Raw genomic sequence first — 21,596 nt, forward strand, 5'->3', positions numbered from 1 at the left:
ACCGGTCTACTACAGGAGTTGTTATGGCAAGTACCCAGCTGTTTAGCCCGCTTAAAGTGGGTGCGATTACCGTACCGAACCGCGTATTTATGGCCCCGCTGACGCGCCTGCGCAGTATTGAACCCGGCGATATTCCTACGCCGCTGATGGGCGAATATTATCGTCAGCGCGCCAGCGCCGGCCTGATCATCACCGAGGCGACGCAGGTCTCTTTCCAGGCGAAAGGCTACGCCGGCGCGCCGGGGCTGCACACCCAGCCGCAGATTGCCGCCTGGAAAGCGATTAACGCAGGCATTCACCAGGCGGGCGGCCACAGCGCCGTTCAGCTGTGGCACACCGGCCGTATTTCTCACAACAGCGTGCAGCCTGATGGCAAAGCGCCTGTGGCGCCCTCCGCTATCGCCGCCGGCACGCGCACCTCGCTGCGCGCAGAAGATGGCAGCGTCTATCGCGAAGAGACCTCGACGCCGCGCGAGCTCACCGTTGCCGAAATCAGGCAGATTGTGGCGGATTTCGGCCAGGCGGCCGCCAACGCGCGCGAGGCGGATTTCGATCTGCTGGAGCTGCACTCGGCGCACGGCTACCTGATGCATCAGTTCCTTGCGCCCGACTCCAACCGTCGCACCGACGAATATGGCGGCAGCATTGAAAAACGCGGCCGCTTCGCGCTGGAAGTGGTCGACGCCGCCATCGCTAACTGGTCCGCCGACCGCATCGGCATTCGCATTTCGCCGATCGGCAGCTTCCAGAATCTGGACAATGGCCCTGAAGAAGAGAAAGCGGCGCTGTGGTATATCGGTGAGCTGGCGAAGCGCAATATCGCCTACCTGCACCTTTCCGAGCCGGACTGGGCAGGCGGCAAGCCCTACAGCGACGCCTTCCGCGAAAAAGTGCGCGCGCGCTTCCCCGGCGTCATCATCGGCGCGGGCGCCTATACCGTGGAGAAAGCGGACGATCTGATTGCCCGCGGCCTGATCGATGCCGTGGCCTTTGGCCGCGACTTTATCGCTAACCCCGATCTGGTGGCACGTCTGCAGCAGGACGCTCCGCTCAACCCGCAGCGTCCGGAGAGCTTCTACGGCGGCGGCGCGGAAGGCTATACCGACTACCCGACGCTATAAGCGCGCCGCTGGCGTGACGGCGGTTATGCCATCGGCCGTTTTTTGCTATTTTCACCGCTATACTTAGCGTTTGAGTCATCAGAAGATGACGATTTAATAAAAGAGGATGTTATGCGTTTACTTCACACCATGCTGCGCGTTGGCGATCTGCAACGTTCTATCGACTTCTACACCCGCGTTCTCGGCATGCGCGTGCTGCGTCAGAGTGAGAACACGGAATATAAATATACGCTGGCATTCGTTGGCTATACCGAAGAGAGCGAAGGCGCGGTTATCGAACTGACCTACAACTGGGGCGTAGAGAGCTACGATCTCGGCAACGCCTACGGCCATGTCGCGCTGGGCGTGGATGATGTGGCAGCGACCTGCGACCGCATCCGCAACGCGGGCGGCAAGGTGACGCGCGAAGCGGGCCCGGTAAAAGGCGGCTCCACCATTATCGCTTTCGTCGAAGATCCAGACGGCTACAAAATTGAGCTGATCGAAAATAAACACGCCGGTAACGGCCTGGGCAACTAAGTTTGCCGCTTCAGCCTGCGCAGTGCGGCGGGCTGAAGCTTTCCCTTCTGCTGCACCCTCCTCTTTTTTTTGCCATAATGCGCGCTGCCTATTTTCTGCTATGAGATGCTGATGTCTGAAACGAACTCCCTGAACGCGCTAAATCAACGTTTCCGAGGTTTCTATCCTGTGGTGATCGATGTCGAAACCGCAGGCTTTAACGCGCAGACCGATGCGCTGCTGGAGATCGCCGCCACCACGCTGAAAATGGACGAAGATGGCTGGCTGCACCGCGACCAGACGCTGCATTTCCACGTCGAGCCTTTTGAAGGTGCGCTGCTGCATCCAGAGGCGCTGGCCTTTACCGGCATCGACCCCAGCAACCCGCTGCGCGGCGCAATTAGCGAATATGAGGCGCTGCACGCCATCTTCAAGATGGTGCGCAAAGGCATCAAGGATCACCACTGCAATCGCGCCATTATGGTGGCGCACAACGCAACCTTCGATCTCAATTTTATGATGGCCGCCGCGGGACGCGCCGGGCTGAAGCGCAACCCGTTCCATCCGTTCGCCACCTTCGACACCGCCGCGCTGAGCGGGCTGGTGCTGGGGCAGACGGTGCTGGCGAAAGCCTGTAAAGCGGCGGGCATGGATTTTGACAGCACGCAGGCGCACTCCGCCCTCTACGATACCGAACAGACGGCCACGCTGTTTTGCGAGCTGGTAAACCGCTGGAAACGGTTGGGGGGCTGGCCGCTGCCGATGGCGGCGAGCGACGACGCTGACGCAACGCCGGAACAGGCATAAAAAAAGGCCGACTTGCGTCGGCCTTTTCTGTTCTGCTGCTGTTATTCCGCTTCTTTGTGCTTCTCTGCCGTCTCTTTGATCAGGGACTGCAGTTCGCCGCGCTGGAACATCTCCACGATAATATCGCAGCCGCCGACCAGCTCGCCGTCAACCCACAGCTGCGGGAAGGTCGGCCAGTTGGCGTATTTCGGCAGCTCGGCGCGAATATCTGGGTTCTGCAGAATATCCACGTAAGCAAAGCGCTCACCGCAGGCAGAAAGCGCCTGCACCGCCTGCGCAGAGAAACCGCAGCTTGGCAGTTTCGGCGAGCCTTTCATATACAGCAGGACTGGGTTTTCTGCGATCTGGCGCTGAATTTTTTCTACAGTACTCATAATTGCCTTCCTTAATTCCTTACTTCGTGTTTGTTTATTGTAGCGACTTCGCCCCATCCCTGAAAACGACATTTTCTCGCTTGCCGGACGAAACCGCCATGTTTGTTAAGTTCTTGCGTAAAGTTCTGACTTTTTCTGACGATAATCAAAACTTAAGCCATTCATAACTGGTAATAACTTTGCTGCTATAATCTGCTGAAATCGCTCATTAATGAGTCAGATGCAACCCTGTAACAGTTTAATAGAAAAATGGCTTAACTTTTGAAAAAAACCTGGCTTAGAATGGCCCCGGCGCTGATCTCCGATCAGATTTTTCTAACCTCGTTACGGCCTGTTGTCGTAACCGCTAACCCTGTAACCGGACTATGCGATTACTGATTACGCTCTTGATATTAGCTTTCGCGCAGCTTTTCATGAACATCGCTTCGGCCTCGCCGCAAGCGCCGGTTAAAGCCAGCCTGCATAAGGCAGAGAAAAAAAGCGCGCGCGAAGATGAGCGACGCAAACGGCGGCCGGTTAAAACCAGCGCAAAAAAAACGCGCCCTTCTACTGCGCAAAAACTCAAACTGAAAAAGCAGAAGAAAATCGAAACGGCCGCCCTTTCTCATTCCGCCGGCGAAACGAAAAAATCCCTGAAGTCTTCCCGTAAGCAGCGCTATGGCCACCAGCGCACGCTGAGCAGCGCCAAAGTTGCAACTTCTTCGCTGCTGGACGCCGATGACGGCGGCACCATTAAAATGAGCAAGTCCCACCGCCTGCGCTACCAGAAAGCGCGCGAAACGGCGATGACCAAGCTGATGGGTCAGCTGGGCAAGCCTTATCAATGGGGCGGCACGTCGCCGCACACCGGTTTCGACTGCAGCGGCCTTGTCTGGTACGCCTATAAAGATCTGGTGAAGTTCAGAATTCCGCGCACTGCCAACGAAATGTATCACCTGCGTGACGCCGCGCCGGTGAAGCGCGAGTCGCTGGAGAAAGGCGATCTGGTCTTTTTCCGTATCAACGGTCGCGGCACCGCCGATCACGTGGGGGTCTACCTCGGCAACGGTAAATTTATTCAGTCGCCGCGCACCGGAAAAGATATCCAGATCAGCGGGCTTTCAGACGATTACTGGCAGCGTCACTATATCGGCGCGCGCCGCATGATGACGCCGAAAACCATTCGCTAAACGCCATAAAAAAACCGGGAAAATCCCGGTTTTTTTATCGCTGTCGTTAGTGCATGACGGCGGTAAAGCTAAAGGCCACAATCATCAGCAGCGCCGCGCCGGTGGTCATCAATGCCAGTTTCAAATCAGTGCTCATTACCTCTCCTTATCCACACAGTTTTCAGGGCCTTCAGGGATTTTCCCATAGTTACCGGTAAAAATCTCGTTTTATCCCGCAAGCCTTGTTAGAATCCCCGGCTTTGTTGCGCAACTGACGCAACGCTGATGCCGTTCGCACGCAACAGCCCCTGTTTTGTCCTGCCCAGTGAGTATTTCACCGACAAAAACTGTAGCGAATTAACAGAAATCTCGCTTAGCGGACGCAAACGTTTAACATTATGCTTATCAGTGAGTTATTGGTAAGCCTGGAGTCTCTTTTTAATGGCAACAATTAAAGATGTCGCGAAGCGCGCGGGTGTCTCCACCACCACCGTTTCCCACGTGATCAACAAAACGCGCTTCGTTGCGGAAGAGACGCGCAACGCCGTCTGGCAGGCGATTCAGGAATTACACTATTCGCCCAGCGCCGTGGCGCGCAGCCTGAAGGTCAATCACACTAAAACGCTGGGGCTGCTCGCCACCTCCAGCGAAGCGCCCTATTTTGCGGAAATCATCGAAGCGGTCGAGCATCACTGCTTCGAACGCGGCTACACCCTGATACTCGGTAACGCCCATAACGATCTGCAGAAGCAGCGCGCCTACCTGTCAATGATGGCGCAGAAGCGCGTCGACGGTCTGCTGGTGATGTGCTCCGAGTATCCGGACGATCTGCTGAAGATGCTGGAAGAGAACCGCAATATTCCGATGGTGGTGATGGACTGGGGCGAATCGCGCGGCGACTTTACCGATACCGTGCTCGATAACGCCTTCCAGGGCGGCTATCTGGCGGGCCGCTATCTGATCGAACGCGGCCATCGTGATATCGGCGCGATCCCCGGCCAGCTGGAGCGTAACACCGGCGGCGGCCGCCATGCGGGATTTTTGAAAGCGCTGGAGGAAGCGGGCATCTCGGTGCGTCCCGAGTGGATCGTGCAGGGCGATTTCGAGCCGGAATCGGGCTATCAGGCGATGCAGCAAATCCTGCAGCAGAAGCAGCGCCCGACGGCGATCTTCTGCGGCGGCGATATTATGGCGATGGGCGCGATCTGCGCTGCCGACGAGATGGGGCTGCGCGTGCCGCAGGATATTTCGGTGATCGGCTATGACAACGTGCGCAACGCGCGCTACTTTACCCCGGCGCTCACCACCGTGCATCAGCCGAAAGCCCAGCTCGGCGAAAAAGCGCTGGAGATGCTGCTGGATCGCATCACCAGCAAACGCGAAGTGTCGCAGACCATTGAAGTGCATCCTACGCTAATTGAGCGTCGTTCAGTTGGCGACGGTCCGTTCCGCGACTACCGCCGTTAATCTTCGCTTAACCACTCCTGATTGAGCGTTTGCGCATCGCCGAGATAGCTGAGCAGCCAGCTGAGCGCCGGCGATGCGCCCGCTTCCGACCAGCTCACGCAGCAGGGACTTTCCGGAAAGGCGGTTGGCAGCGTCAGCTCAACCAGCTCCCCCTTATCCAGCAGCGGGCGCGCCACATGGCCCGGCATCATCGCCACGCATAACCCATCCAGCACGCAGGCCAGCCCCGCCTGCCAGTCCGGCACCACCAGACGCCGCTGGTTATCCAGCGTCCAGGTCATGCGGCGCGGCAGCGCGCGCGAGGTATCCTCCAGCACCAGCGAGGGCCAGGCGCGCAGTGCGTCATCGTCGAGCTGCGGCTGCTGCGTCAGCGGATGCTGGCGCGCCACCACGCAGCGCCAGTTCAGCGCGCCCATATCGCGAAAGGAAAAGCGCCCGCCCACCGGGATCGCCTGGGTGGCACCGATCGCCACATCGACGCGCCCGTCCGCCAGCGCGTCCCAGACGCCGTTAAATACCTCATAGCTGATATGCAGCTCCATATCGGGAAAGTGGCGATAGAAGTCAGTAACCAGCTGGCGGCTGCGCGGCAGCTTCACGATACAATCAACCGCGATGCTGAGCTTGCCGCGCCAGCCGTTCGCCAGCTGCTGACACTGCCTGCGGGTGGCGAGCATTTTTTTGATAACCTCGCGTCCTTCACGCACGAAATGCTCGCCTGCAGGGGTGAGGGCCACGTCGCGATGCTGCCGTTCGAACAGCGGCACCGCCAGCCAGCTTTCCAGCTGGCGCACCGTATAGCTGACGGCAGAGGGCACGCGGTGCAGCTCCTGCGCGGCGGCGCTGAAGCTGCCGGTGCGCGCGACGGCATCAACAACTTCAAGCGCATATTCAGACCACATGCTTTTTCCTTTCAAAAATTTTCACAGCACTCTGCAAATATTAACGTTTCACAGCGGCGGGCGCACCCTTTTACACTTTGCCGCGTTCAACCTGCCTGACGAAAGATGAGATAAACACCATGCTGTCCTCAAAAGGATTTATGCCCTACCTCGCCCTGCTCAGTATGCTGGGCTTTCTGGCGACCGATATGTACCTGCCCGCCTTTGGCGCGATGCAGATGAGCTTCAATACCTCGCCCGGCATCATCAGCGCCAGTATGAGCCTGTTCCTGGCAGGCTTTGCCATCGGCCAGCTCTTCTGGGGCCCGCTCTCTGACCGCATCGGTCGAAAACCGGTGCTGCTGATGGGGCTGGGGCTGTTCGCGCTCGGCTGCGCCGGCATGCTGTGGGTGGAAAACGCGGCGCTGATGCTGGCGCTGCGCTTTATTCAGGCGATCGGCGTCTGCGCCGCGGCGGTGAGCTGGCAGGCGCTGGTGGTGGATCGCTATCCGCGCGCGCGCGCCAATAAGGTGTTCGCCACCATTATGCCGCTGGTGGCGCTTTCCCCGGCGCTGGCACCGCTGCTGGGCGCCTGGCTGGTTAGCCATTTTCACTGGCGTTCAATTTTTCTGGTGCTGACGCTGACCGGCGTCGCGCTGATGCTGGTGACGCTGCGTCTGCCCACCACCCGCCCGACGGCGAAAGCGACGGGGGATCAGCCGGGCTTTTTCTCGCTGCTGCGCTCCGGCGTCTATAGCGGCAACGTATTGATCTACGCCGCCTGCTCCGCCAGCTTTTTCGCCTGGCTGACCGGATCGCCCTTTATTCTCGCCGATGCGGGCCTGACGCCGGCGGATATCGGCCTGAGCTATATTCCGCAAACCATCGCCTTCCTGCTGGGCGGATTCGGCTGCCGCGCGCTGCTTAACCGCTATGCCGGTGCGCAACTGCTCCCCTGGCTGCTGGCCCTCTACAGCCTGAGCGTGGCGTCACTGTTCGGCGTGGCGCTCACCGGCAGCCATAACCTGATCGCCCTGCTGCTGCCCTTCTGCGGCATGGCGCTGGCGAACGGCGCGATCTACCCGGTGGTGGTGTCAAACGCGCTGCTGCCTTTCCCCCACGCCACCGGTAAAGCCGCCGCGCTGCAAAATACGCTGCAGCTCGGCCTCTGCTTCCTCGCCAGCCTGGCGGTCTCTGCAGGTTTACAACAGCCGCTGCTGATGACTACGCTCATTATGGTGACCACTATTGCTCTGGCGCTAGCGGGCTACGTCTGGCAGCGACGCGCCAGCGCACAAACGGATATTGTCCACGCGACGACTCCCTGCCAGGATAATCACTAAGGCAACTTTTATAGTTAGCGCCCTAACAATAAGTCGTTGAATACTGACCTGGTTGAGCATATACTCGATCAGGTCAATAAATCTGCAACAAATCAATAACATAATTGTTCTATTATTAGGCGAAGCTTATCGCCCGGATGGTGTCTGCGCGCGCTTTCTGCTGCGTCAGACAACGGTTTTCAGATCCAATCCTCTGTAAAACGTCGGATATCAGGCGCACGGAGCAATCCGTGACATTTCTCACAGGCCTTGAGAAATTGACTATTCTTTTTCTCAGGTTCAACGCGGACAGGTGATGGAGTAGCTATGAGTTCATCGTTAATAGAAGAAGTGAGCCTTGAAGAAAACCACTGGTATCGCATTGTCCATGAAATGCTGGAAAAGGCGGACATCGAAATCAACGGCAGTCGCTCCTGGGATATTCAGGTTAAGCATCCTGACTTTTTTAAGCGGGTGATTCAGGAAGGCTCACTTGGTCTTGGCGAAGCTTATATGGATGGCTGGTGGGAGTGCGAACGGCTGGATATGTTTTTTCACCGCGTGCTAAAGCACAAGCTGGACCAGCAGTTGCCGCACCACTTCAAAGATACGCTGCGCGTCGCCGCCGCGCGCCTCACCAACCTGCAGTCAAAAAAACGCGCATGGATCGTCGGTAAAGAGCACTACGATCTGGGGAACGACCTCTTCTCGCTGATGCTCGATCCCTATATGCAATACTCCTGCGCCTACTGGAAAGAGGCCGCGACCCTGGAGCAGGCGCAGGAAGCGAAGCTGGATATGATCTGCCGCAAACTGCAGCTGGAACCCGGTATGACGCTGCTGGATATCGGCTGCGGCTGGGGCGGGCTGGCCGAGTATGCTGCCCGCCACTACGGCGCGGTGGTGCACGGCGTGACCATCTCGGCAGAGCAGCAGAAGCTGGCGCAGCAGCGCTGCGAAGGACTCGACGTCACTATCCTGCTGCAGGATTATCGCGATCTTAACCAGCAGTTTGACCGCATCGTTTCGGTGGGTATGTTTGAACACGTTGGCCCGAAAAACTACGCCACCTACTTCGACGTGGTGGACCGCAACCTCAAGCCGGACGGCCTGTTCCTGCTGCATACCATCGGCGCAATCCGCACCGATATGAATGTCGATCCCTGGATTGATAAGTATATTTTCCCCAACGGCTGCCTGCCGTCGGTGCGCCATATCGCCGACGCCAGCGAGTCTCACTTTATCCTCGAAGACTGGCATAATTTCGGCGCAGATTACGACACCACGCTGATGGCCTGGTATGCGCGTTTTCTTGAGGCCTGGCCGCAGCTGGCCGAGAAGTACGGCGAACGCTTTAAGCGCATGTTTAGCTACTACCTTAACGCCTGCGCCGGCGCCTTTCGCGCCCGCGATATTCAGCTGTGGCAGGTGGTCTTTAGCCGTGGCGTAGAGGGCGGCCTGCGCGTCGCGCGCTAAACCGCAAAAATGAATAAGGCGCATGAAGCGCCTTTTTTATGCTTATTCGACGTCGGGCCGCAGGGCGGCGGCTTCGCGCTGCGCCAGTACGCGCTCGACGGTATCGACGATCGCCTGGGTGTGCGGATCGATCTCAATATTGACGCGGTGTCCCAGCTTCTTCGCGCCAAGCGTGGTGCGCTCGAGGGTTTCCGGGATTAAATAGACGCAAAATTTGCTTTTGGTCACTTCGCCCACGGTCAGGCTAATGCCGTCAATACCGACAAAACCTTTATGCAGAATATATTTCATCTGCGCCGGGTCCTGAATTTTAAACCAGACTTCGCGGTTATTTTCTGACTGGATAATTTTGCAGATTTCCGCAGTGGTCATAATATGGCCAGACATCAGGTGGCCGCCGATCTCATCGCTGAATTTCGCCGCGCGCTCAATATTGACCACGTCGCCTTCCTGCAGATCGCCTAAATTGGTAACGCGCAGCGTTTCTTTAATCAGATCGAAACTGACGCGGTTACCCTCAATCGCGGTAACGGTCAGGCAGCAGCCGTTGTGCGCCACCGATGCGCCCAGCGCCAGCCCCGGCAGCAGCTCTTCCGGCAGCTCTGCGATATGGGTGCGAAACAGATCTTTTTCTTCAATGGACACAATCTTTGCGGTGCCCTGCACAATTCCGGTAAACATAGTTTTGGCCTCTGCGAAGTTTGCCCTAGCTTATCACAGCTTAGCGCGCGGATATTATTTCCGCGTCGCGTCCGCTTTACAGCCGCAATATAACGCACAGCGTGACAAAACTTGGTGAATCTTGTTAATGCCGCTACACTAACCGCGCATTTCTCTGGGATCACTCCCCTTTTCTTATTAAACAGGTGTTAACGTGCAGAAGTATTTAACAGAAGCGCGTCAATTGCTTGCCCTTGCGATTCCGGTCATCCTTGCTCAGGTGGCGCAGACCGCAATGGGATTTGTAGATACCATCATGGCCGGCGCGGTTAGCGCCACGGATATGGCCGCCGTTGCAGTCGGCACCTCTATCTGGCTTCCCGCCATTTTATTCGGCCATGGTCTTCTGCTTGCATTGACGCCAACCGTTGCGCAACTCAACGGCTCCGGCCGCCGCGAACGTATTGCTGAACAGGTGCGTCAGGCCTACTGGCTGGCCTTTTTCGTCGCCATTCTGATTATGGTGTTGCTGTGGAACGCCGGTTACCTGATTCGCGCCATGCAGGATTTTGACGAACAGCTGGCGCTAAAGGCGGAAGGCTATCTCCACGCCCTGCTGTGGGGCGCGCCCGGCTATCTCTTCTTCCAGGTGATGCGCAACCAGTGCGAAGGCCTGTCGAAAACCAAACCCGGCATGGTGATGGGCTTTATCGGCCTGCTGGTCAATATCCCGCTGAACTGGATCTTTATCTACGGCCACTTCGGTATGCCGGCGCTGGGCGGCGTCGGCTGCGGCGTGGCGACCGGGTCGGTTTACTGGGTGATGTTCCTGGTGATGCGCCTGTGGGTGCGCCGCATGGGCGCCATGCGCGATATTCGCATGGCCTCTCGCTGGTCGCCGCCGTCGCGCGCCGTGCTGCAGCGCCTCTTTTCGCTCGGCCTGCCGGTGGCGTTGGCGCTCTTTTTTGAGGTCACGCTGTTCGCGGTGGTGGCGCTGATGGTGTCGCCGCTGGGCATTGTGGACGTGGCGGGCCACCAGATCGCGCTGAACTTTAGCTCGCTGATGTTCGTGCTGCCGCTGTCGCTGGGTGTCGCCACCACGATCCGCGTCGGCTACCGGCTGGGCCAGGGCTCGGCGGAGCAGGCGCGCGTCGCGGCCTGGACCGCGCAGGGCGTCGGCGTTTGCATGGTGGCGATAACCGCGCTGTTCACCGTGATCTTCCGCCATCAGATCGCCCTGCTCTATAACGACAATCCGGAAGTGGTCGCACTGGCGGCGCAGCTGATGCTGCTGGCGGCGATCTATCAGTTCTCCGATTCGATTCAGGTGATCGGCAGCGGCATTCTGCGCGGCTATAAAGATACGCGTTCTATCTTCTTTATTACCTTTATCGCCTACTGGCTGCTGGGGCTGCCCAGCGGCTATACGCTGGCGATGACCGACTGGGTGGTGCCGCGCATGGGCCCGGCAGGCTTCTGGTGCGGGTTTATTATCGGCCTGACCTCGGCGGCGGTCATGATGCTGTGGCGCATTCGCCGTCTGCAACAGCTGCCTGCGCAGGTCATCCTTGCGCGCGCGGCGCGCTGAGGCGTGTCGCCAGGAGAGACGAGCGGGCTGCGGCCCGTCGCTCTTCTGCGGGGGTACCTGGCCCTGGAAAGCGCCTGTAACGTCCCGCCGCGCCTAAAAAAACGACGCATAGCGCAGTTGCTGGTCAGTCAGCACGAAAAAAGCGTTTTTCCCCTTGCCAGCGTTGCGGCGTGTCGTTAATATTCGTCCCCGCTGTCGCCCTGACAGCGTGTTGCGCTCTTAGCTCAGTTGGTTAGAGCACCACCTTGACATGGTGGGGGTCGATGGTTCGAGTCCATTAGAGCGCACCAAGTGCGTCCGTAGCTCAGTTGGTTAGAGCACCACCTTGACATGGTGGGGGTCGGTGGTTCGAGTCCACTCGGACGCACCAGTTTTTCTTAAATGCGTTCTTAGCTCAGTTGGTTAGAGCACCACCTTGACATGGTGGGGGTCGATGGTTCGAGTCCATTAGAACGCACCACTCTTGCTTTTTTCCTCCCTTGCGCAACTTCACTTTTTCTTGATCTCCATCGTTTCCTTCTCTGCTTTTTAATTGGTTTTCGTATACTTAGCGACTATACTATCCCGCGTTGTTCCACTTGAAAGGTTTCAGCGCGGCGTGCCTATGGCGATAACTCTTACTCTTTGCGCAACACGCTCTTGTCGGTTTCCTGACGTAACCGCACAACTTCCCTGCACGCTCAGCCTTCGTCACCTATTCTTACGTTGTACTGTCCGTTTCGTTATCAACCAGAATTCTCATTTCGATGCGTCGTCATCGAATCCCAACCTTCATTATCCATCACAACTTACAGATAACCTGTCATGAAAAAGACCAAGATCGTTTGTACTATCGGCCCGAAAACCGAATCAGAAGAGATGCTGACCCAGCTGCTTGAAGCCGGCATGAACGTTATGCGCCTCAACTTCTCCCACGGCGATTACGCCGAGCACGGTCAGCGCATCGCCAACATGCGCGCGGTTATGCAGAAAACCGGCCGCAAGGCCGCTATCCTGCTCGACACCAAAGGGCCGGAAATCCGCACCATGAAACTGGAAGGCGGTAACGACGTCTCGCTGAAAGCGGGACAGACCTTTACCTTTACCACCGACCAGAGCGTGATCGGTAACAGCGAGCGCGTCGCCGTCACCTACGCTGGTTTCACTGAAGATCTGAAAATCGGCAACACCGTGCTGGTAGACGATGGTTTGATCGGCATGGAAGTAAAAGAAGTGACGGAAAACACCGTGGTGTGCACCGTGCTGAACAACGGCGACCTGGGCGAGAACAAAGGCGTTAACCTGCCGGGCGTCTCTATCCAGCTGCCTGCGCTGGCGGAAAAAGACAAGCGCGACCTGATTTTCGGCTGTGAGCAAGGCGTTGACTTCGTTGCTGCCTCCTTTATCCGTAAGCGTTCCGACGTGCTGGAGATCCGCGAGCATCTGAAAGCCCACGGCGGCGAACACATTCAGATCATCTCCAAGATCGAAAACCAGGAAGGCCTGAACAACTTCGACGAAATCCTGGACGCCTCTGACGGCATCATGGTGGCGCGTGGCGACCTGGGCGTAGAGATCCCGGTAGAAGAAGTTATCTTTGCGCAGAAGATGATGATCAAAAAGTGCAACAAGGCGCGCAAGGTCGTTATCACTGCAACCCAGATGCTCGACTCTATGATCAAAAACCCGCGCCCTACCCGTGCGGAAGCGGGCGACGTGGCGAACGCCATCCTCGACGGCACCGATGCGGTTATGCTCTCCGGCGAGAGCGCCAAAGGGAAATACCCGCTGGAGTCAGTGACCATCATGGCCACCATCTGCGAACGTACCGACCGCGTGATGAAATCGCGCATCGACTCGCTGGAAGACTCACGCAAGCTGCGCATCACGGAAGCGGTGTGTCGCGGTGCGGTAGAAACCGCTGAGAAACTGGAAGCGCCGCTGATTGTTGTGGCGACCGAAGGCGGCAAATCGGCCAAGTCAGTGCGTAAATACTTCCCGGACGCCACTATCCTTGCGCTGACCACCAACGAGACCACCGCGCGCCAGCTGATCCTGAGCAAAGGCGTTGAAACGCGTCTGGTGACCGAGATCGCTTCTACCGATGATTTCTACCGCATCGGCAAAGAAGCCGCTCTGGAAAGCGGCTACGCGCAGAAAGGCGACGTCGTGGTAATGGTTTCCGGCGCATTAGTACCAAGCGGTACCACAAATACGGCATCTGTACACGTCATTTAATGTTCGTGAGCATTTATTTTAAAGCGCCTTTAGGGGCGCTTTTTTTATTCCGTCACTAATACAAAACCGGGAAATTTCCAATCGATAATAACTATTCAATATCCTCCGAAATTAAGGTTAATCCGATTAAATCTCTCTGTTTTCGCTAAATATTTTTATCATGTGCGGTCAGGCGCTGCTTCTTTGAGCGAACGATCAAGTTTAAGCATGTTCTCATCAAAAATTTATTCTCAACTTAAAAAGCTTTGTGTAATACTTGTAACGCTACATGGAGATTAACTCAATCTAGAGGGTATAAAGAATGAATCGTACTAAACTGGTACTGGGCGCGGTAATCCTGGGTTCAACTCTGCTGGCTGGCTGCTCAAGCAACGCTAAAATCGACCAGCTGTCTTCAGACGTTCAGACTCTGAACGCTAAAGTTGACCAGCTGAGCAACGACGTGAACGCAATCCGTTCTGACGTGCAGGCTGCTAAAGATGACGCAGCTCGCGCTAACCAGCGTCTGGACAACCAGGCTCACTCTTACCGTAAGTAAGAGTTCTGGTATTAAAAATGGCGCCCATGTGGCGCCATTTTTTTTGCTTTGATTTTGCCGCCACAGCGTGGCGGCGGCTGTCTGATTCAGGGATTCGCCTGCGCGCTCTGCGTCTGCTCTGACGCTGCCTCAGACGGCTGCGTTACCGCCTCACCGCTCGATACCAGCACCGGCATACCAGAACGACGCTCCAGGGCCGCTTTAATCAGCGCGCTGTCGCTCTGCGGACTCTTTATAAACTTCTTCAGCGCAGGGCTAAGCGCTATCGGCATCGTCTGCGGGTCGTCTTTATCGCTGTGCGACAGCGGCTGGTGTACCTCGATGTAGCGCTTTCCGTCCGGCTCGACGGCATACTTCACCGGCTGGTTGATTACCTGCACGCGCGTTCCCTTCGGCACGCTGTTAAACAGCGCCTCGATATCCTGCGGGCGCAGACGTATGCAGCCGGAGCTGACGCGCATTCCGATGCCGAAATCGGCGTTGGTGCCGTGGATCAGATAGTTGCCGCTACCGCGCGCCAGACGCAGCGCAAACAGCCCCATGGGGTTTTCCGGGCCGGCTGGCACCACTGCCGGCAGCGTCACGCCCTCTTTGGCGTAGCGTTTGCGAATATTAGGGGTGGGTGTCCAGGTGGGATTAGGGATCTTCTGGCTGATACTGGTCACCATTACCGGCGTCGCCGCGCCCAGCTGGCCGATGCCGATGGGGTAGACAATGACCTTATCCTCGCCTTTGGGGTAGTAATAGAGGCGCAGCTCGGCGAGATTTACCACAATCCCCTCGCGTGGCGTATCTGGCAGCAGCATCTGCTGTGGCACCACCAGCTGCGTGCCAGCCTTTGGCAGCCAGGGATCGGTGCCGGGATTGGCCTCCAGCATGCTCAGCAGCCCAATCTGGTACTTCGCCGCAATCGCTTCAAGGGGACGCTTATCGTCGGGAACGGTGGTTAACTGGTTTTCGCCGATAAGGCGGCTGTCGGCGGAAGGAAGCGGATATTCCGTGGAGAAAGCCGAGGCAGCGAGTCCAACGCTTAGCAGCAGCGCACCGGCAAAACGTAAGGCTGATTTCATGCAATCTTCTCTTTCAGATAAAAAAACAGACGCCTGTTGGCGTCTGCTAGTTTAACTCAGAGGAGATTTTGAGCGTTATGGCGAATTGCCCGAATCATCGCCTCAAGGCCCTGCGACCGCGAAGGCGTCAGATGCTGGGTCAGCGCCAGCTCGGCGAACCAGTGGCGCACGTCCAGCGCAACGATATCGGCCGCCGTCAGGTTTTGATAGAGGCTAAACACCACTGCAATCAATCCCTTAACGATAGCCGCGTCGCTGTCCCCTTCAAACGCCAGGGTGCCGTCGGGCTGCGGCGTCATCTTGATCCACACCTGGCTCTGACAGCCAGAGATGACGTTTTCCGGCTGATGCAGGCTTTCAGATGATTCTGGAAGTTTCCCGCCCAGCTCAATGATGTAGAGGTACTTCTCTTCCCAGTTGGCGCAACGGTTAAAGTTGCGCACCAGTTTCTCTTTATCTGGCAACGTAGCCATCACTTACTCCTGAACTCTGCTCAACCGCCCAGCAGACGATGAATACGGGTCAAACCAGCCGCCAGACGATCCGCCTCTTCTTCGCTGTTATAGAAGGCGAAGGAGGCGCGGCACATGGCCGGTACGGCGTAATGGCGCATCAGCGGCATAGCGCAGTGATGGCCGGTGCGAATAGCGATACCGTATTGATCGAGGAAGCTGCCGACGTCGTAGGCGTGATGCTTGCCGAGGTTAAAGGCGATTACCCCTGCGCGCGCCTGCGGGCCATAAATGACCAGATCGGGCACCGAGGCGAGCTTGTCGAGGGCGTAGCGCATCAGCGCCTGCTCGCGCTGCTGGATAGCGTCAAGACCGATCTCTTCAACATAGCGCAGCGCCGCGCCGAAGCCGATAATACCGCCGGTGTTGGGCGTGCCCGCTTCGAAACGCCAGGGCGCTTTGTTCCAGGTGGTGCCGACGGGCAGCACTACCTGATCGATCATTGAGCCACCGCCTTCCCAGGGCGGCATCTCGTCGAGCAGCGCTTTGCGCCCGTAGAGAATGCCGACGCCGTTAGGGCCGTAGATTTTATGGCTGGAGAAGACGTAGAAATCGCAGTCGATATCCTGCACGTCGACCTTGCCATGCATCACCGCCTGGGCGCCATCCACCAGCGTCACCAGCCCGGCGGCTTTCGCCTGCGCCACCAGCGCTTTGACCGGGTTAACGGTGCCGAGCACGTTGGAGACGTGCGTAACCGCCAGCAGCCGCGTACGGCTGTCAATCAGCCCCGCCAGCGCGTCGATCGCCAGCTCACCGCTGCGGTTAAGCGGCAGTACGCGGATCTCCGCGCCGGTGCGCTGCGCCACCATCTGCCAGGGCACGATATTGGCGTGGTGCTCCATCTCGGTCACGATCAGGTTATCGCCGGCCTGCAGCTGGCTTGCGCCCCAGCTGTTCGCCACCAGGTTAATCCCCTCGGTGGTGCCTTTAACAAATACGATCTCTTCCGGCGAGGAGGCATTAAGAAAACGCGCCGCCTGCAGGCGGACGCTTTCCATATCGGTGGTGGCCTGCGCGCTCAGGCTGTGAATGCCGCGATGCACGGCCGCGTAGCCGTGCTGATAGAAATGGCTTTCGGCGTTAATCACCGCCAGCGGACGCTGGGCGCTGGCCGCGCTGTCAAGGTAGGCCAGCGGATGACCGTTGACCTCACGCTTCAGGATCGGGAAGTCGGCCCTGATACGTTCGAGATCGAAGTTCATCATGAGGCATCTCCAGGGAAACGCGCCGCGATGCGTTGCAGAACCGCCTGACGCAGCGTCTCATCATCCAGCGCTTCGGTCAGTTCGGCCGCGAAGGCGTGAATAATCATCTGCTGCGCCGCCTCTTCTGCGATGCCGCGCGAGCGCAGGTAGAACATCTGCTCATCATCAATGCGACCGATGGTGGCGCCGTGGCTGCACTTCACGTCGTCAGCGTAGATTTCCAGCTGCGGCTTGGTGTCCACTTCCGCCAGACGACCGAGCAACAGGTTGTTGTTGGTCATCTGCCCGTCGGTTTTCAGCGCGTGCTGCGCCACTTTGATGTGGCCGTTAAACACCGCGCGCCCTTTGTCACGCGAGATAGTCTTATGCAGCTGACGGCTCAGGCAGTAGCCTTTGTTATGCTCCAGATAGCTACGGGTATCCGCGACTTCTGAATTCATCGGCAGCACCAGGCTGTTCAGCGACAGCTGGGTGTTTTCGCCGTTGAGCTGCACGCTGGTGTTGTGACGAGAGAGGCCTGCGCCCAGCAGGAAACTGGTGCTGCTCACCTGCGCATCGCGACCGATAACGATGTCGTTATGGGCGAAGTGGTAGCTGCTGCTCTCTTCAAACGCCAGCTTGATATGGTTCAGCTGGGCATTGTCGCCGACTGCAAAGGTAAAGCGCGCGCCGGTAAAGTGCTGCGCCCCGTCCAGCGTGACGTAGTGCTCGATAACCTGCGCCTGCGCGCTCTCTTCCAGCTCAAGATGGTGGCGATGATGCACGGTGTTGAGCGCATCCGCCTGGCCGCTGGTGATATGCAGCAGGTAGAGCGGACGCGCCGCCGCCTTGCCGCGCGCCAGGCGAATCGAGGTCACCTCTTCCGCCAGGCTTTCGGTCAGGTGCAGAAACACTTCTGGCTGAACCGGTGCCGGCAGCGGGCGGCGCTCGGCGGCGCGGCTGTGCTGAACGGTATAGAGTTCGGTATCGGCCGCGCTCAGCGCTGGCTGAAACTGACCATCAACGAATACCAGTCGAATCGCATCCAGCGGCAGCGCCAGCGCGTCGACCTGCGCCTGATCCAGGCTCTTCGCCTGCGGCAGCGCAAACTGGTGGGCAAACAGCCCGTCCAGCGCGGTATATTTCCAGTTTTCATGCTTACGCGTCGGCAGACCGACGCGCATCAGCTGTTGCCAGTGCTGCTGAGCCTGCAGCGAGCGTGACTCGCCGCGCGATTCGAACAGATGATGCCACTGCTGCAGGGCGTTATCACTCTTCGTCGGTAAGCCAGCCATAGCCTTGCTCCTCCAGCTGTTTCACCAGCGTAAAGTCGCCCGATTTGACGATCTTACCTTTGTACAGCACGTGCACGAAGTCTGGCTTGATGTAGTCCAGAATACGCTGATAGTGGGTGACGATGATAAAGGCGCGCTTCTCGTCACGCAGGCTGTTGACGCCTTCCGCAACGATTTTCAGCGCATCGATATCGAGGCCGGAATCGGTTTCATCAAGGATGCACAGCTCAGGCTCCAGCGCCGCCATCTGCAGGATGTCGTTGCGTTTCTTTTCGCCGCCGGAGAAGCCGACGTTGACCGAACGGGTCAGCAGATCTTCTGGCATCTTCAGCAGATGGATTTTGTCTTCGATAAAGTCCTGGAAGTCAAAACGGTCCAGCTCTTCTTTGCCGCGATACTTGCGCACCGCGTTAACCGCAGTCTGCAGGAAGAACTGGTTGCTGACGCCCGGGATCTCAACCGGATACTGAAACGCCATAAAGATGCCTTCGCCCGCGCGATCTTCCGGGTCAAGCTCCAGCAGATCTTTGCCTTTGAAGCTCACGGAACCGCCGGTGATTTCGTAATCTTCACGGCCAGCCAGCGTTGCAGAGAGCGTACTTTTGCCTGAGCCGTTCGGGCCCATAATGGCGTGTACTTCGCCCGGTTTCACTTCGAGGTTAAGACCGCGCAGAATCTCTTTGTCTTCAACGCTAACCTGTAAATCTTTAATGCTTAACATACTTATTCCTTCACATTGCTTCCGGCAACGCGTGTGACGGCATCAGCCCACACTGTGCTCAAGGCTGATGGCTAACAGTTTTTGCGCTTCCACGGCGAATTCCAGTGGCAGCTCAGAGAACACGTCTTTACAGAAGCCGTTGACGATCATTGAGATCGCATCTTCTTCGCTGATACCGCGCTGCAGGCAGTAGAACAGCTGGTCTTCGCCGATGCGCGAGGTGGTCGCCTCATGCTCCAGCTGAGCGGTATTGTTGCGGGTTTCCACATACGGGAAGGTATGCGCGCCGCAATCGGGGCCGATCAGCATCGAGTCGCACTGGGTAAAGTTACGCGCGTTAGTCGCGGTTGGCATGATTTTCACCAGGCCGCGATAGGTATTCTGGCTCTTACCGGCGGAGATACCTTTAGAGATGATGGTCGATTTGGTGTTTTTACCAATGTGGATCATCTTGGTGCCGGTATCTGCCTGCTGACGACCGCTGGTCAGCGCCACCGAGTAGAACTCACCGATGGAGTTGTCGCCGCGCAGAATGCAGCTCGGGTATTTCCAGGTAATAGCGGAGCCGGTCTCGGACTGGGTCCAGGACATTTTGCTGTTCTCGCCTTCGCACAGTGCACGCTTGGTAACGAAGTTCAGAATGCCGCCTTCGCCTTCACCGCCCGGGAACCAGTTCTGTACGGTGGAGTACTTCACTTCCGCGTTTTTGTGGATGATAACTTCCACAACCGCGGCGTGCAGCTGATAGGTGTCGCGCACCGGCGCGGAACAGCCTTCGATGTAGCTGACGTAGCTGTCTTCGTCCGCAATCAGGATGGTGCGTTCAAACTGACCGGTTTTCGCCGCGTTAATACGGAAATAGGTCGACAGCTCCATCGGGCAGCGCACCCCTTTCGGGATGTACACGAAGGTGCCGTCAGAGGCGACCGCCGAGTTCAGCGCCGCAAAGAAGTTATCGTTGGCCGGCACCACGGTGCCGAGATACTTCTGCACCAGCTCAGGGTGTTCCTGAATCGCTTCGCCGAACGAGCAGAAGATAATGCCCTGCTCCGCCAGCTTGCCGCGGTAGGTTGTGGCGACGGAGACCGAGTCGAAAATCGCATCGACCGCCACTTCGCGGCCTTCACGCACCGGCACGCCAAGCTGATCGAACGCCTTCTCAACTTCCTGCGTCAGGTAGTTGTTGGTCTCTTCGATCCCCGAAGACTGCAGCGCGCCCGGCTCAGAAGCGCAGCTGTCGTCACAGTTGCCGCATGAGGGTGCCGAGTAGTAGCTGTAATCCTGATAATCCAGTTTATCGTAATGCGCTTTCAGCCAGTGCGGCTCTTCCATTTCAAGCCAGGCGCGAAAGGCTTTAAGACGAAACTCCAGCATCCACTCTGGCTCGTTACGTTTAGCCGAGATCGCGCGCACCACATCTTCGTTGATGCCGTGCGCCATTTCGTCGGTTTGCAACTGGGTAAAGAAGCCCTCTTTGTAGTTGAGCTTGCCTTCCCACATTTGTACATCGTCAGATGTTTCGCTGTGTCGTGACATATTTCACTTACTCGACGCCAAAGCTTTCACCGCACCCGCAGGCGTGTTGAGCTTTAGGGTTATTGAATTTAAAAATCTGGTTCAGGCCTTCGCGGACATAATCCACTTCCGTGCCGTCGATAAACGGCATCGCCTGAAGCGGCACGTAGAGCGTTGCGCCGTTATGGGTAAACTGCAGATCGTCATCGGCAGGCTCTTTCACCAGATCCATGACGTAGCCGAAACCGGCGCAGCCGGATTGTTTCACCCCCAGATGGAGACCTTTAACCTCAGGATCTTGTGCCACCAGGCTAAGAATTTGCTTTGCCGCGGAATCAGTCAGCGTGACCCCTTTCCAGACGAAATCATCAGGAGAGAACGTTGCTGCATTTACAGATGCCATGTTGTTACCTCGTAAGTCCGGACCTTTTCAGGCTATCCCCCTATGGTAAGGATCTGGACGATCACTTCAACCTCTTGTTTTGCAGGGATAATCATCTTGTGCTCTTTTTAATCGCTGCTTTATTAAGCATAGCTGCTTCGCAGGTCTTTGCGGCGAGAGCCCACGCGCCTAAATCAGCGGCCTAACCTGTTAAAATTACGTAAATTTTTTTTCAGCTAGTTATTAATAATTTCTTATTGATAGGTTACGCCTTTATTGCCTACACAAAAATTGTTCTTGCCGATTTTATTAACAGGCTAAGTAAATCGTGAAAATTTTCGCGCTGCGCAATTGCAATCTGCCCCGAGTTGAATATGATAATTATTATCATTCAACCTTTGAGGTAGTGCCATGACGCCTTCCGTCTCTGCCTGGCTGCAGGGCAAAATCGACGATTATCAGTTCGCCATGCGCGATATTACCGTTGACTTCTACCTGGCACAGGCAAAGCTTAACCGGGCCGACTGTACCATTCATCAGCTTCGCCAGTTCAACGATACCTGTCTCGATATGGCTGAAATCTGCCAAATCAACGGAGACGATCAAAGCTATCTGCACGCTCTGGGCAAACTGCACCATCGGCTGGTGCAGGAAATGGGCAACAGCGAGCGCGACAGGCTGTTCCGCATCCAGGCCTGGCAGCTGGCGCGCTTCTCCCTTACCCGGCTGTGCCATCAGCTGGCGCTGGTCGGTGAATGGGAGAAAGCCACTGCGCTGCAGAGCGACTTCGTGCGTCACGCGGGCTGGATATTCTAAT

General features: G+C 57.2%; 22 protein-coding genes and 3 tRNA genes. 14 read left to right on the forward strand and 11 right to left on the reverse strand.

The features are described from left to right. The first annotated feature begins 23 nt into the window (after positions 1 to 23). The 3 genes from MHZ97_RS11810 to rnt all read left to right on the forward strand — a co-directional run bounded on the left by MHZ97_RS11810 (position 24) and on the right by rnt (position 2,426). Complete coding sequence (locus MHZ97_RS11810; protein WP_103795632.1) at positions 24 to 1,121, forward strand: alkene reductase; 1,098 nt, start codon at positions 24 to 26, stop codon at positions 1,119 to 1,121. Between the two features lie 111 nt (positions 1,122 to 1,232). Continuing rightward, positions 1,233 to 1,640, forward strand: coding sequence for a lactoylglutathione lyase (gene gloA / locus MHZ97_RS11815; protein WP_239314611.1), 408 nt, complete (start codon positions 1,233 to 1,235; stop codon positions 1,638 to 1,640). Between the two features lie 111 nt (positions 1,641 to 1,751). Continuing rightward, the gene (gene rnt / locus MHZ97_RS11820) at positions 1,752 to 2,426 is read left to right on the forward strand and encodes a ribonuclease T (RefSeq protein WP_103795894.1); all 675 of its coding nucleotides are present in this window, start codon (positions 1,752 to 1,754) and stop codon (positions 2,424 to 2,426) included. Positions 2,427 to 2,467: 41 nt separating this feature from the next. Here rnt and MHZ97_RS11825 read toward each other — a convergent pair whose 3' ends face one another. Beyond that, complete coding sequence (locus MHZ97_RS11825) at positions 2,468 to 2,803, reverse strand: Grx4 family monothiol glutaredoxin (RefSeq protein ID WP_179256429.1); 336 nt, start codon at positions 2,801 to 2,803, stop codon at positions 2,468 to 2,470. A 362-nt stretch (positions 2,804 to 3,165) separates the two neighbouring features. On the opposite strand from MHZ97_RS11825, the gene MHZ97_RS11830 reads away from it, so the two are divergent. Next, positions 3,166 to 3,969 carry a C40 family peptidase gene (locus tag MHZ97_RS11830; RefSeq protein ID WP_103795630.1) on the forward strand — a complete coding sequence of 268 codons (804 nt, stop codon included), beginning with the start codon at positions 3,166 to 3,168 and terminating at the stop codon, positions 3,967 to 3,969. Between the two features lie 46 nt (positions 3,970 to 4,015). Here the strand turns inward: MHZ97_RS11830 and MHZ97_RS11835 are convergent, their stop codons facing one another. After that, a complete protein-coding gene (locus MHZ97_RS11835) occupies positions 4,016 to 4,105 on the reverse strand; it encodes a YnhF family membrane protein (protein WP_094078480.1) in 90 nt (29 codons plus the stop codon). Positions 4,106 to 4,389: 284 nt separating this feature from the next. Between MHZ97_RS11835 and purR the strand changes: the two genes are divergently transcribed. Further along, the gene (gene purR, locus MHZ97_RS11840) at positions 4,390 to 5,415 is read left to right on the forward strand and encodes an HTH-type transcriptional repressor PurR (RefSeq protein WP_103795628.1); all 1,026 of its coding nucleotides are present in this window, start codon (positions 4,390 to 4,392) and stop codon (positions 5,413 to 5,415) included. Here the strand turns inward: purR and punR are convergent. Further along, complete coding sequence (gene punR / locus MHZ97_RS11845) at positions 5,412 to 6,317, reverse strand: DNA-binding transcriptional activator PunR (protein WP_103795627.1); 906 nt, start codon at positions 6,315 to 6,317, stop codon at positions 5,412 to 5,414. The two genes, purR and punR, sit on opposite strands and share 4 nt — an antisense overlap. 119 nt (positions 6,318 to 6,436) lie before the next feature. On the opposite strand from punR, the gene punC reads away from it, so the two are divergent. Together punC and cfa are read left to right on the forward strand one after the other, a co-directional pair. Beyond that, positions 6,437 to 7,639 carry a purine nucleoside transporter PunC gene (punC, locus tag MHZ97_RS11850; RefSeq protein ID WP_239314610.1) on the forward strand — a complete coding sequence of 401 codons (1,203 nt, stop codon included), beginning with the start codon at positions 6,437 to 6,439 and terminating at the stop codon, positions 7,637 to 7,639. A 306-nt stretch (positions 7,640 to 7,945) separates the two neighbouring features. Continuing rightward, complete coding sequence (gene cfa / locus MHZ97_RS11855; RefSeq protein WP_103795626.1) at positions 7,946 to 9,094, forward strand: cyclopropane fatty acyl phospholipid synthase; 1,149 nt, start codon at positions 7,946 to 7,948, stop codon at positions 9,092 to 9,094. Positions 9,095 to 9,136: 42 nt separating this feature from the next. Here cfa and MHZ97_RS11860 read toward each other — a convergent pair whose 3' ends face one another. Continuing rightward, positions 9,137 to 9,775 carry a riboflavin synthase subunit alpha gene (locus MHZ97_RS11860; RefSeq protein ID WP_103795625.1) on the reverse strand — a complete coding sequence of 213 codons (639 nt, stop codon included), beginning with the start codon at positions 9,773 to 9,775 and terminating at the stop codon, positions 9,137 to 9,139. Between the two features lie 193 nt (positions 9,776 to 9,968). Between MHZ97_RS11860 and MHZ97_RS11865 the strand changes: the two genes are divergently transcribed. The 6 genes from MHZ97_RS11865 (at position 9,969) to MHZ97_RS11890 (ending at position 14,097) form a co-directional block, all read left to right on the forward strand. After that, positions 9,969 to 11,342, forward strand: a complete 1,374-nt coding sequence (locus MHZ97_RS11865; protein ID WP_239314609.1) for an MATE family efflux transporter — start codon at positions 9,969 to 9,971, stop codon at positions 11,340 to 11,342. Between the two features lie 213 nt (positions 11,343 to 11,555). Continuing rightward, a tRNA-Val gene (locus MHZ97_RS11870) sits at positions 11,556 to 11,632 on the forward strand. 3 nt (positions 11,633 to 11,635) lie between these two features. Continuing rightward, positions 11,636 to 11,712: transfer RNA gene (locus tag MHZ97_RS11875), tRNA-Val, on the forward strand. Between the two features lie 13 nt (positions 11,713 to 11,725). Then, positions 11,726 to 11,802 (forward strand) — tRNA-Val (locus tag MHZ97_RS11880). Positions 11,803 to 12,146: 344 nt separating this feature from the next. Beyond that, positions 12,147 to 13,559 carry a pyruvate kinase PykF gene (pykF, locus tag MHZ97_RS11885; RefSeq protein WP_103795623.1) on the forward strand — a complete coding sequence of 471 codons (1,413 nt, stop codon included), beginning with the start codon at positions 12,147 to 12,149 and terminating at the stop codon, positions 13,557 to 13,559. A 301-nt stretch (positions 13,560 to 13,860) separates the two neighbouring features. Next, positions 13,861 to 14,097, forward strand: coding sequence for a major outer membrane lipoprotein (locus tag MHZ97_RS11890; protein ID WP_007374746.1), 237 nt, complete (start codon positions 13,861 to 13,863; stop codon positions 14,095 to 14,097). Between the two features lie 86 nt (positions 14,098 to 14,183). Here MHZ97_RS11890 and MHZ97_RS11895 read toward each other — a convergent pair whose 3' ends face one another. From MHZ97_RS11895 to sufA, 7 genes are read right to left on the reverse strand one after another with little or no spacing between them, the layout of a single operon-like run. Continuing rightward, positions 14,184 to 15,167: a L,D-transpeptidase family protein gene (locus MHZ97_RS11895; protein ID WP_239314608.1), complete on the reverse strand. Its 984-nt coding sequence runs from the start codon at positions 15,165 to 15,167 to the stop codon at positions 14,184 to 14,186. A gap of 56 nt (positions 15,168 to 15,223) precedes the next feature. Continuing rightward, the gene (gene sufE, locus MHZ97_RS11900) at positions 15,224 to 15,640 is read right to left on the reverse strand and encodes a cysteine desulfuration protein SufE (RefSeq protein WP_103795621.1); all 417 of its coding nucleotides are present in this window, start codon (positions 15,638 to 15,640) and stop codon (positions 15,224 to 15,226) included. Positions 15,641 to 15,660: 20 nt separating this feature from the next. Next, the gene (gene sufS, locus MHZ97_RS11905) at positions 15,661 to 16,884 is read right to left on the reverse strand and encodes a cysteine desulfurase SufS (protein WP_239314654.1); all 1,224 of its coding nucleotides are present in this window, start codon (positions 16,882 to 16,884) and stop codon (positions 15,661 to 15,663) included. After that, complete coding sequence (gene sufD / locus MHZ97_RS11910; protein ID WP_103795620.1) at positions 16,884 to 18,161, reverse strand: Fe-S cluster assembly protein SufD; 1,278 nt, start codon at positions 18,159 to 18,161, stop codon at positions 16,884 to 16,886. The genes sufS and sufD overlap by 1 nt, the downstream gene beginning before the upstream one ends. After that, positions 18,136 to 18,882, reverse strand: a complete 747-nt coding sequence (gene sufC, locus MHZ97_RS11915; RefSeq protein ID WP_033789824.1) for a Fe-S cluster assembly ATPase SufC — start codon at positions 18,880 to 18,882, stop codon at positions 18,136 to 18,138. The genes sufD and sufC overlap by 26 nt, the downstream gene beginning before the upstream one ends. A 42-nt stretch (positions 18,883 to 18,924) precedes the next feature. Further along, a complete protein-coding gene (gene sufB / locus MHZ97_RS11920) occupies positions 18,925 to 20,418 on the reverse strand; it encodes a Fe-S cluster assembly protein SufB (protein ID WP_081137338.1) in 1,494 nt (497 codons plus the stop codon). A 7-nt stretch (positions 20,419 to 20,425) separates the two neighbouring features. Then, a complete protein-coding gene (gene sufA, locus MHZ97_RS11925) occupies positions 20,426 to 20,800 on the reverse strand; it encodes a Fe-S cluster assembly scaffold SufA (RefSeq protein WP_033789823.1) in 375 nt (124 codons plus the stop codon). A gap of 390 nt (positions 20,801 to 21,190) precedes the next feature. On the opposite strand from sufA, the gene MHZ97_RS11930 reads away from it, so the two are divergent. Next, positions 21,191 to 21,595 carry a hypothetical protein gene (locus tag MHZ97_RS11930; protein ID WP_103795618.1) on the forward strand — a complete coding sequence of 135 codons (405 nt, stop codon included), beginning with the start codon at positions 21,191 to 21,193 and terminating at the stop codon, positions 21,593 to 21,595. Position 21,596: the final 1 nt, after the last annotated feature.

The sequence above is a fragment of the Pantoea sp. ACRSC genome (assembly GCF_022346785.1).
GTDB classification, from domain to species: Bacteria; Pseudomonadota; Gammaproteobacteria; order Enterobacterales; family Enterobacteriaceae; genus Pantoea; species Pantoea alvi.

Excerpts from the sequence above, each read along its gene's own strand:
- MHZ97_RS11810 (WP_103795632.1), top strand. The coding sequence starts at position 24 with ATGGCAAGTACCCAGCTGTTTAGCCCGCTTAAAGTGGGTGCGATTACC.
- gloA (WP_239314611.1), top strand. The coding sequence starts at position 1,233 with ATGCGTTTACTTCACACCATGCTGCGCGTTGGCGATCTGCAACGTTCT.
- rnt (WP_103795894.1), top strand. The coding sequence starts at position 1,752 with ATGTCTGAAACGAACTCCCTGAACGCGCTAAATCAACGTTTCCGAGGT.
- MHZ97_RS11830 (WP_103795630.1), top strand. The coding sequence starts at position 3,166 with ATGCGATTACTGATTACGCTCTTGATATTAGCTTTCGCGCAGCTTTTC.
- MHZ97_RS11835 (WP_094078480.1), bottom strand. The coding sequence starts at position 4,105 with ATGAGCACTGATTTGAAACTGGCATTGATGACCACCGGCGCGGCGCTG.
- purR (WP_103795628.1), top strand. The coding sequence starts at position 4,390 with ATGGCAACAATTAAAGATGTCGCGAAGCGCGCGGGTGTCTCCACCACC.
- punR (WP_103795627.1), bottom strand. The coding sequence starts at position 6,317 with ATGTGGTCTGAATATGCGCTTGAAGTTGTTGATGCCGTCGCGCGCACC.
- punC (WP_239314610.1), top strand. The coding sequence starts at position 6,437 with ATGCTGTCCTCAAAAGGATTTATGCCCTACCTCGCCCTGCTCAGTATG.
- cfa (WP_103795626.1), top strand. The coding sequence starts at position 7,946 with ATGAGTTCATCGTTAATAGAAGAAGTGAGCCTTGAAGAAAACCACTGG.
- MHZ97_RS11860 (WP_103795625.1), bottom strand. The coding sequence starts at position 9,775 with ATGTTTACCGGAATTGTGCAGGGCACCGCAAAGATTGTGTCCATTGAA.
- pykF (WP_103795623.1), top strand. The coding sequence starts at position 12,147 with ATGAAAAAGACCAAGATCGTTTGTACTATCGGCCCGAAAACCGAATCA.
- MHZ97_RS11890 (WP_007374746.1), top strand. The coding sequence starts at position 13,861 with ATGAATCGTACTAAACTGGTACTGGGCGCGGTAATCCTGGGTTCAACT.
- MHZ97_RS11895 (WP_239314608.1), bottom strand. The coding sequence starts at position 15,167 with ATGAAATCAGCCTTACGTTTTGCCGGTGCGCTGCTGCTAAGCGTTGGA.
- sufE (WP_103795621.1), bottom strand. The coding sequence starts at position 15,640 with ATGGCTACGTTGCCAGATAAAGAGAAACTGGTGCGCAACTTTAACCGT.
- sufS (WP_239314654.1), bottom strand. The coding sequence starts at position 16,884 with ATGAACTTCGATCTCGAACGTATCAGGGCCGACTTCCCGATCCTGAAG.
- sufD (WP_103795620.1), bottom strand. The coding sequence starts at position 18,161 with ATGGCTGGCTTACCGACGAAGAGTGATAACGCCCTGCAGCAGTGGCAT.
- sufC (WP_033789824.1), bottom strand. The coding sequence starts at position 18,882 with ATGTTAAGCATTAAAGATTTACAGGTTAGCGTTGAAGACAAAGAGATT.
- sufB (WP_081137338.1), bottom strand. The coding sequence starts at position 20,418 with ATGTCACGACACAGCGAAACATCTGACGATGTACAAATGTGGGAAGGC.
- sufA (WP_033789823.1), bottom strand. The coding sequence starts at position 20,800 with ATGGCATCTGTAAATGCAGCAACGTTCTCTCCTGATGATTTCGTCTGG.
- MHZ97_RS11930 (WP_103795618.1), top strand. The coding sequence starts at position 21,191 with ATGACGCCTTCCGTCTCTGCCTGGCTGCAGGGCAAAATCGACGATTAT.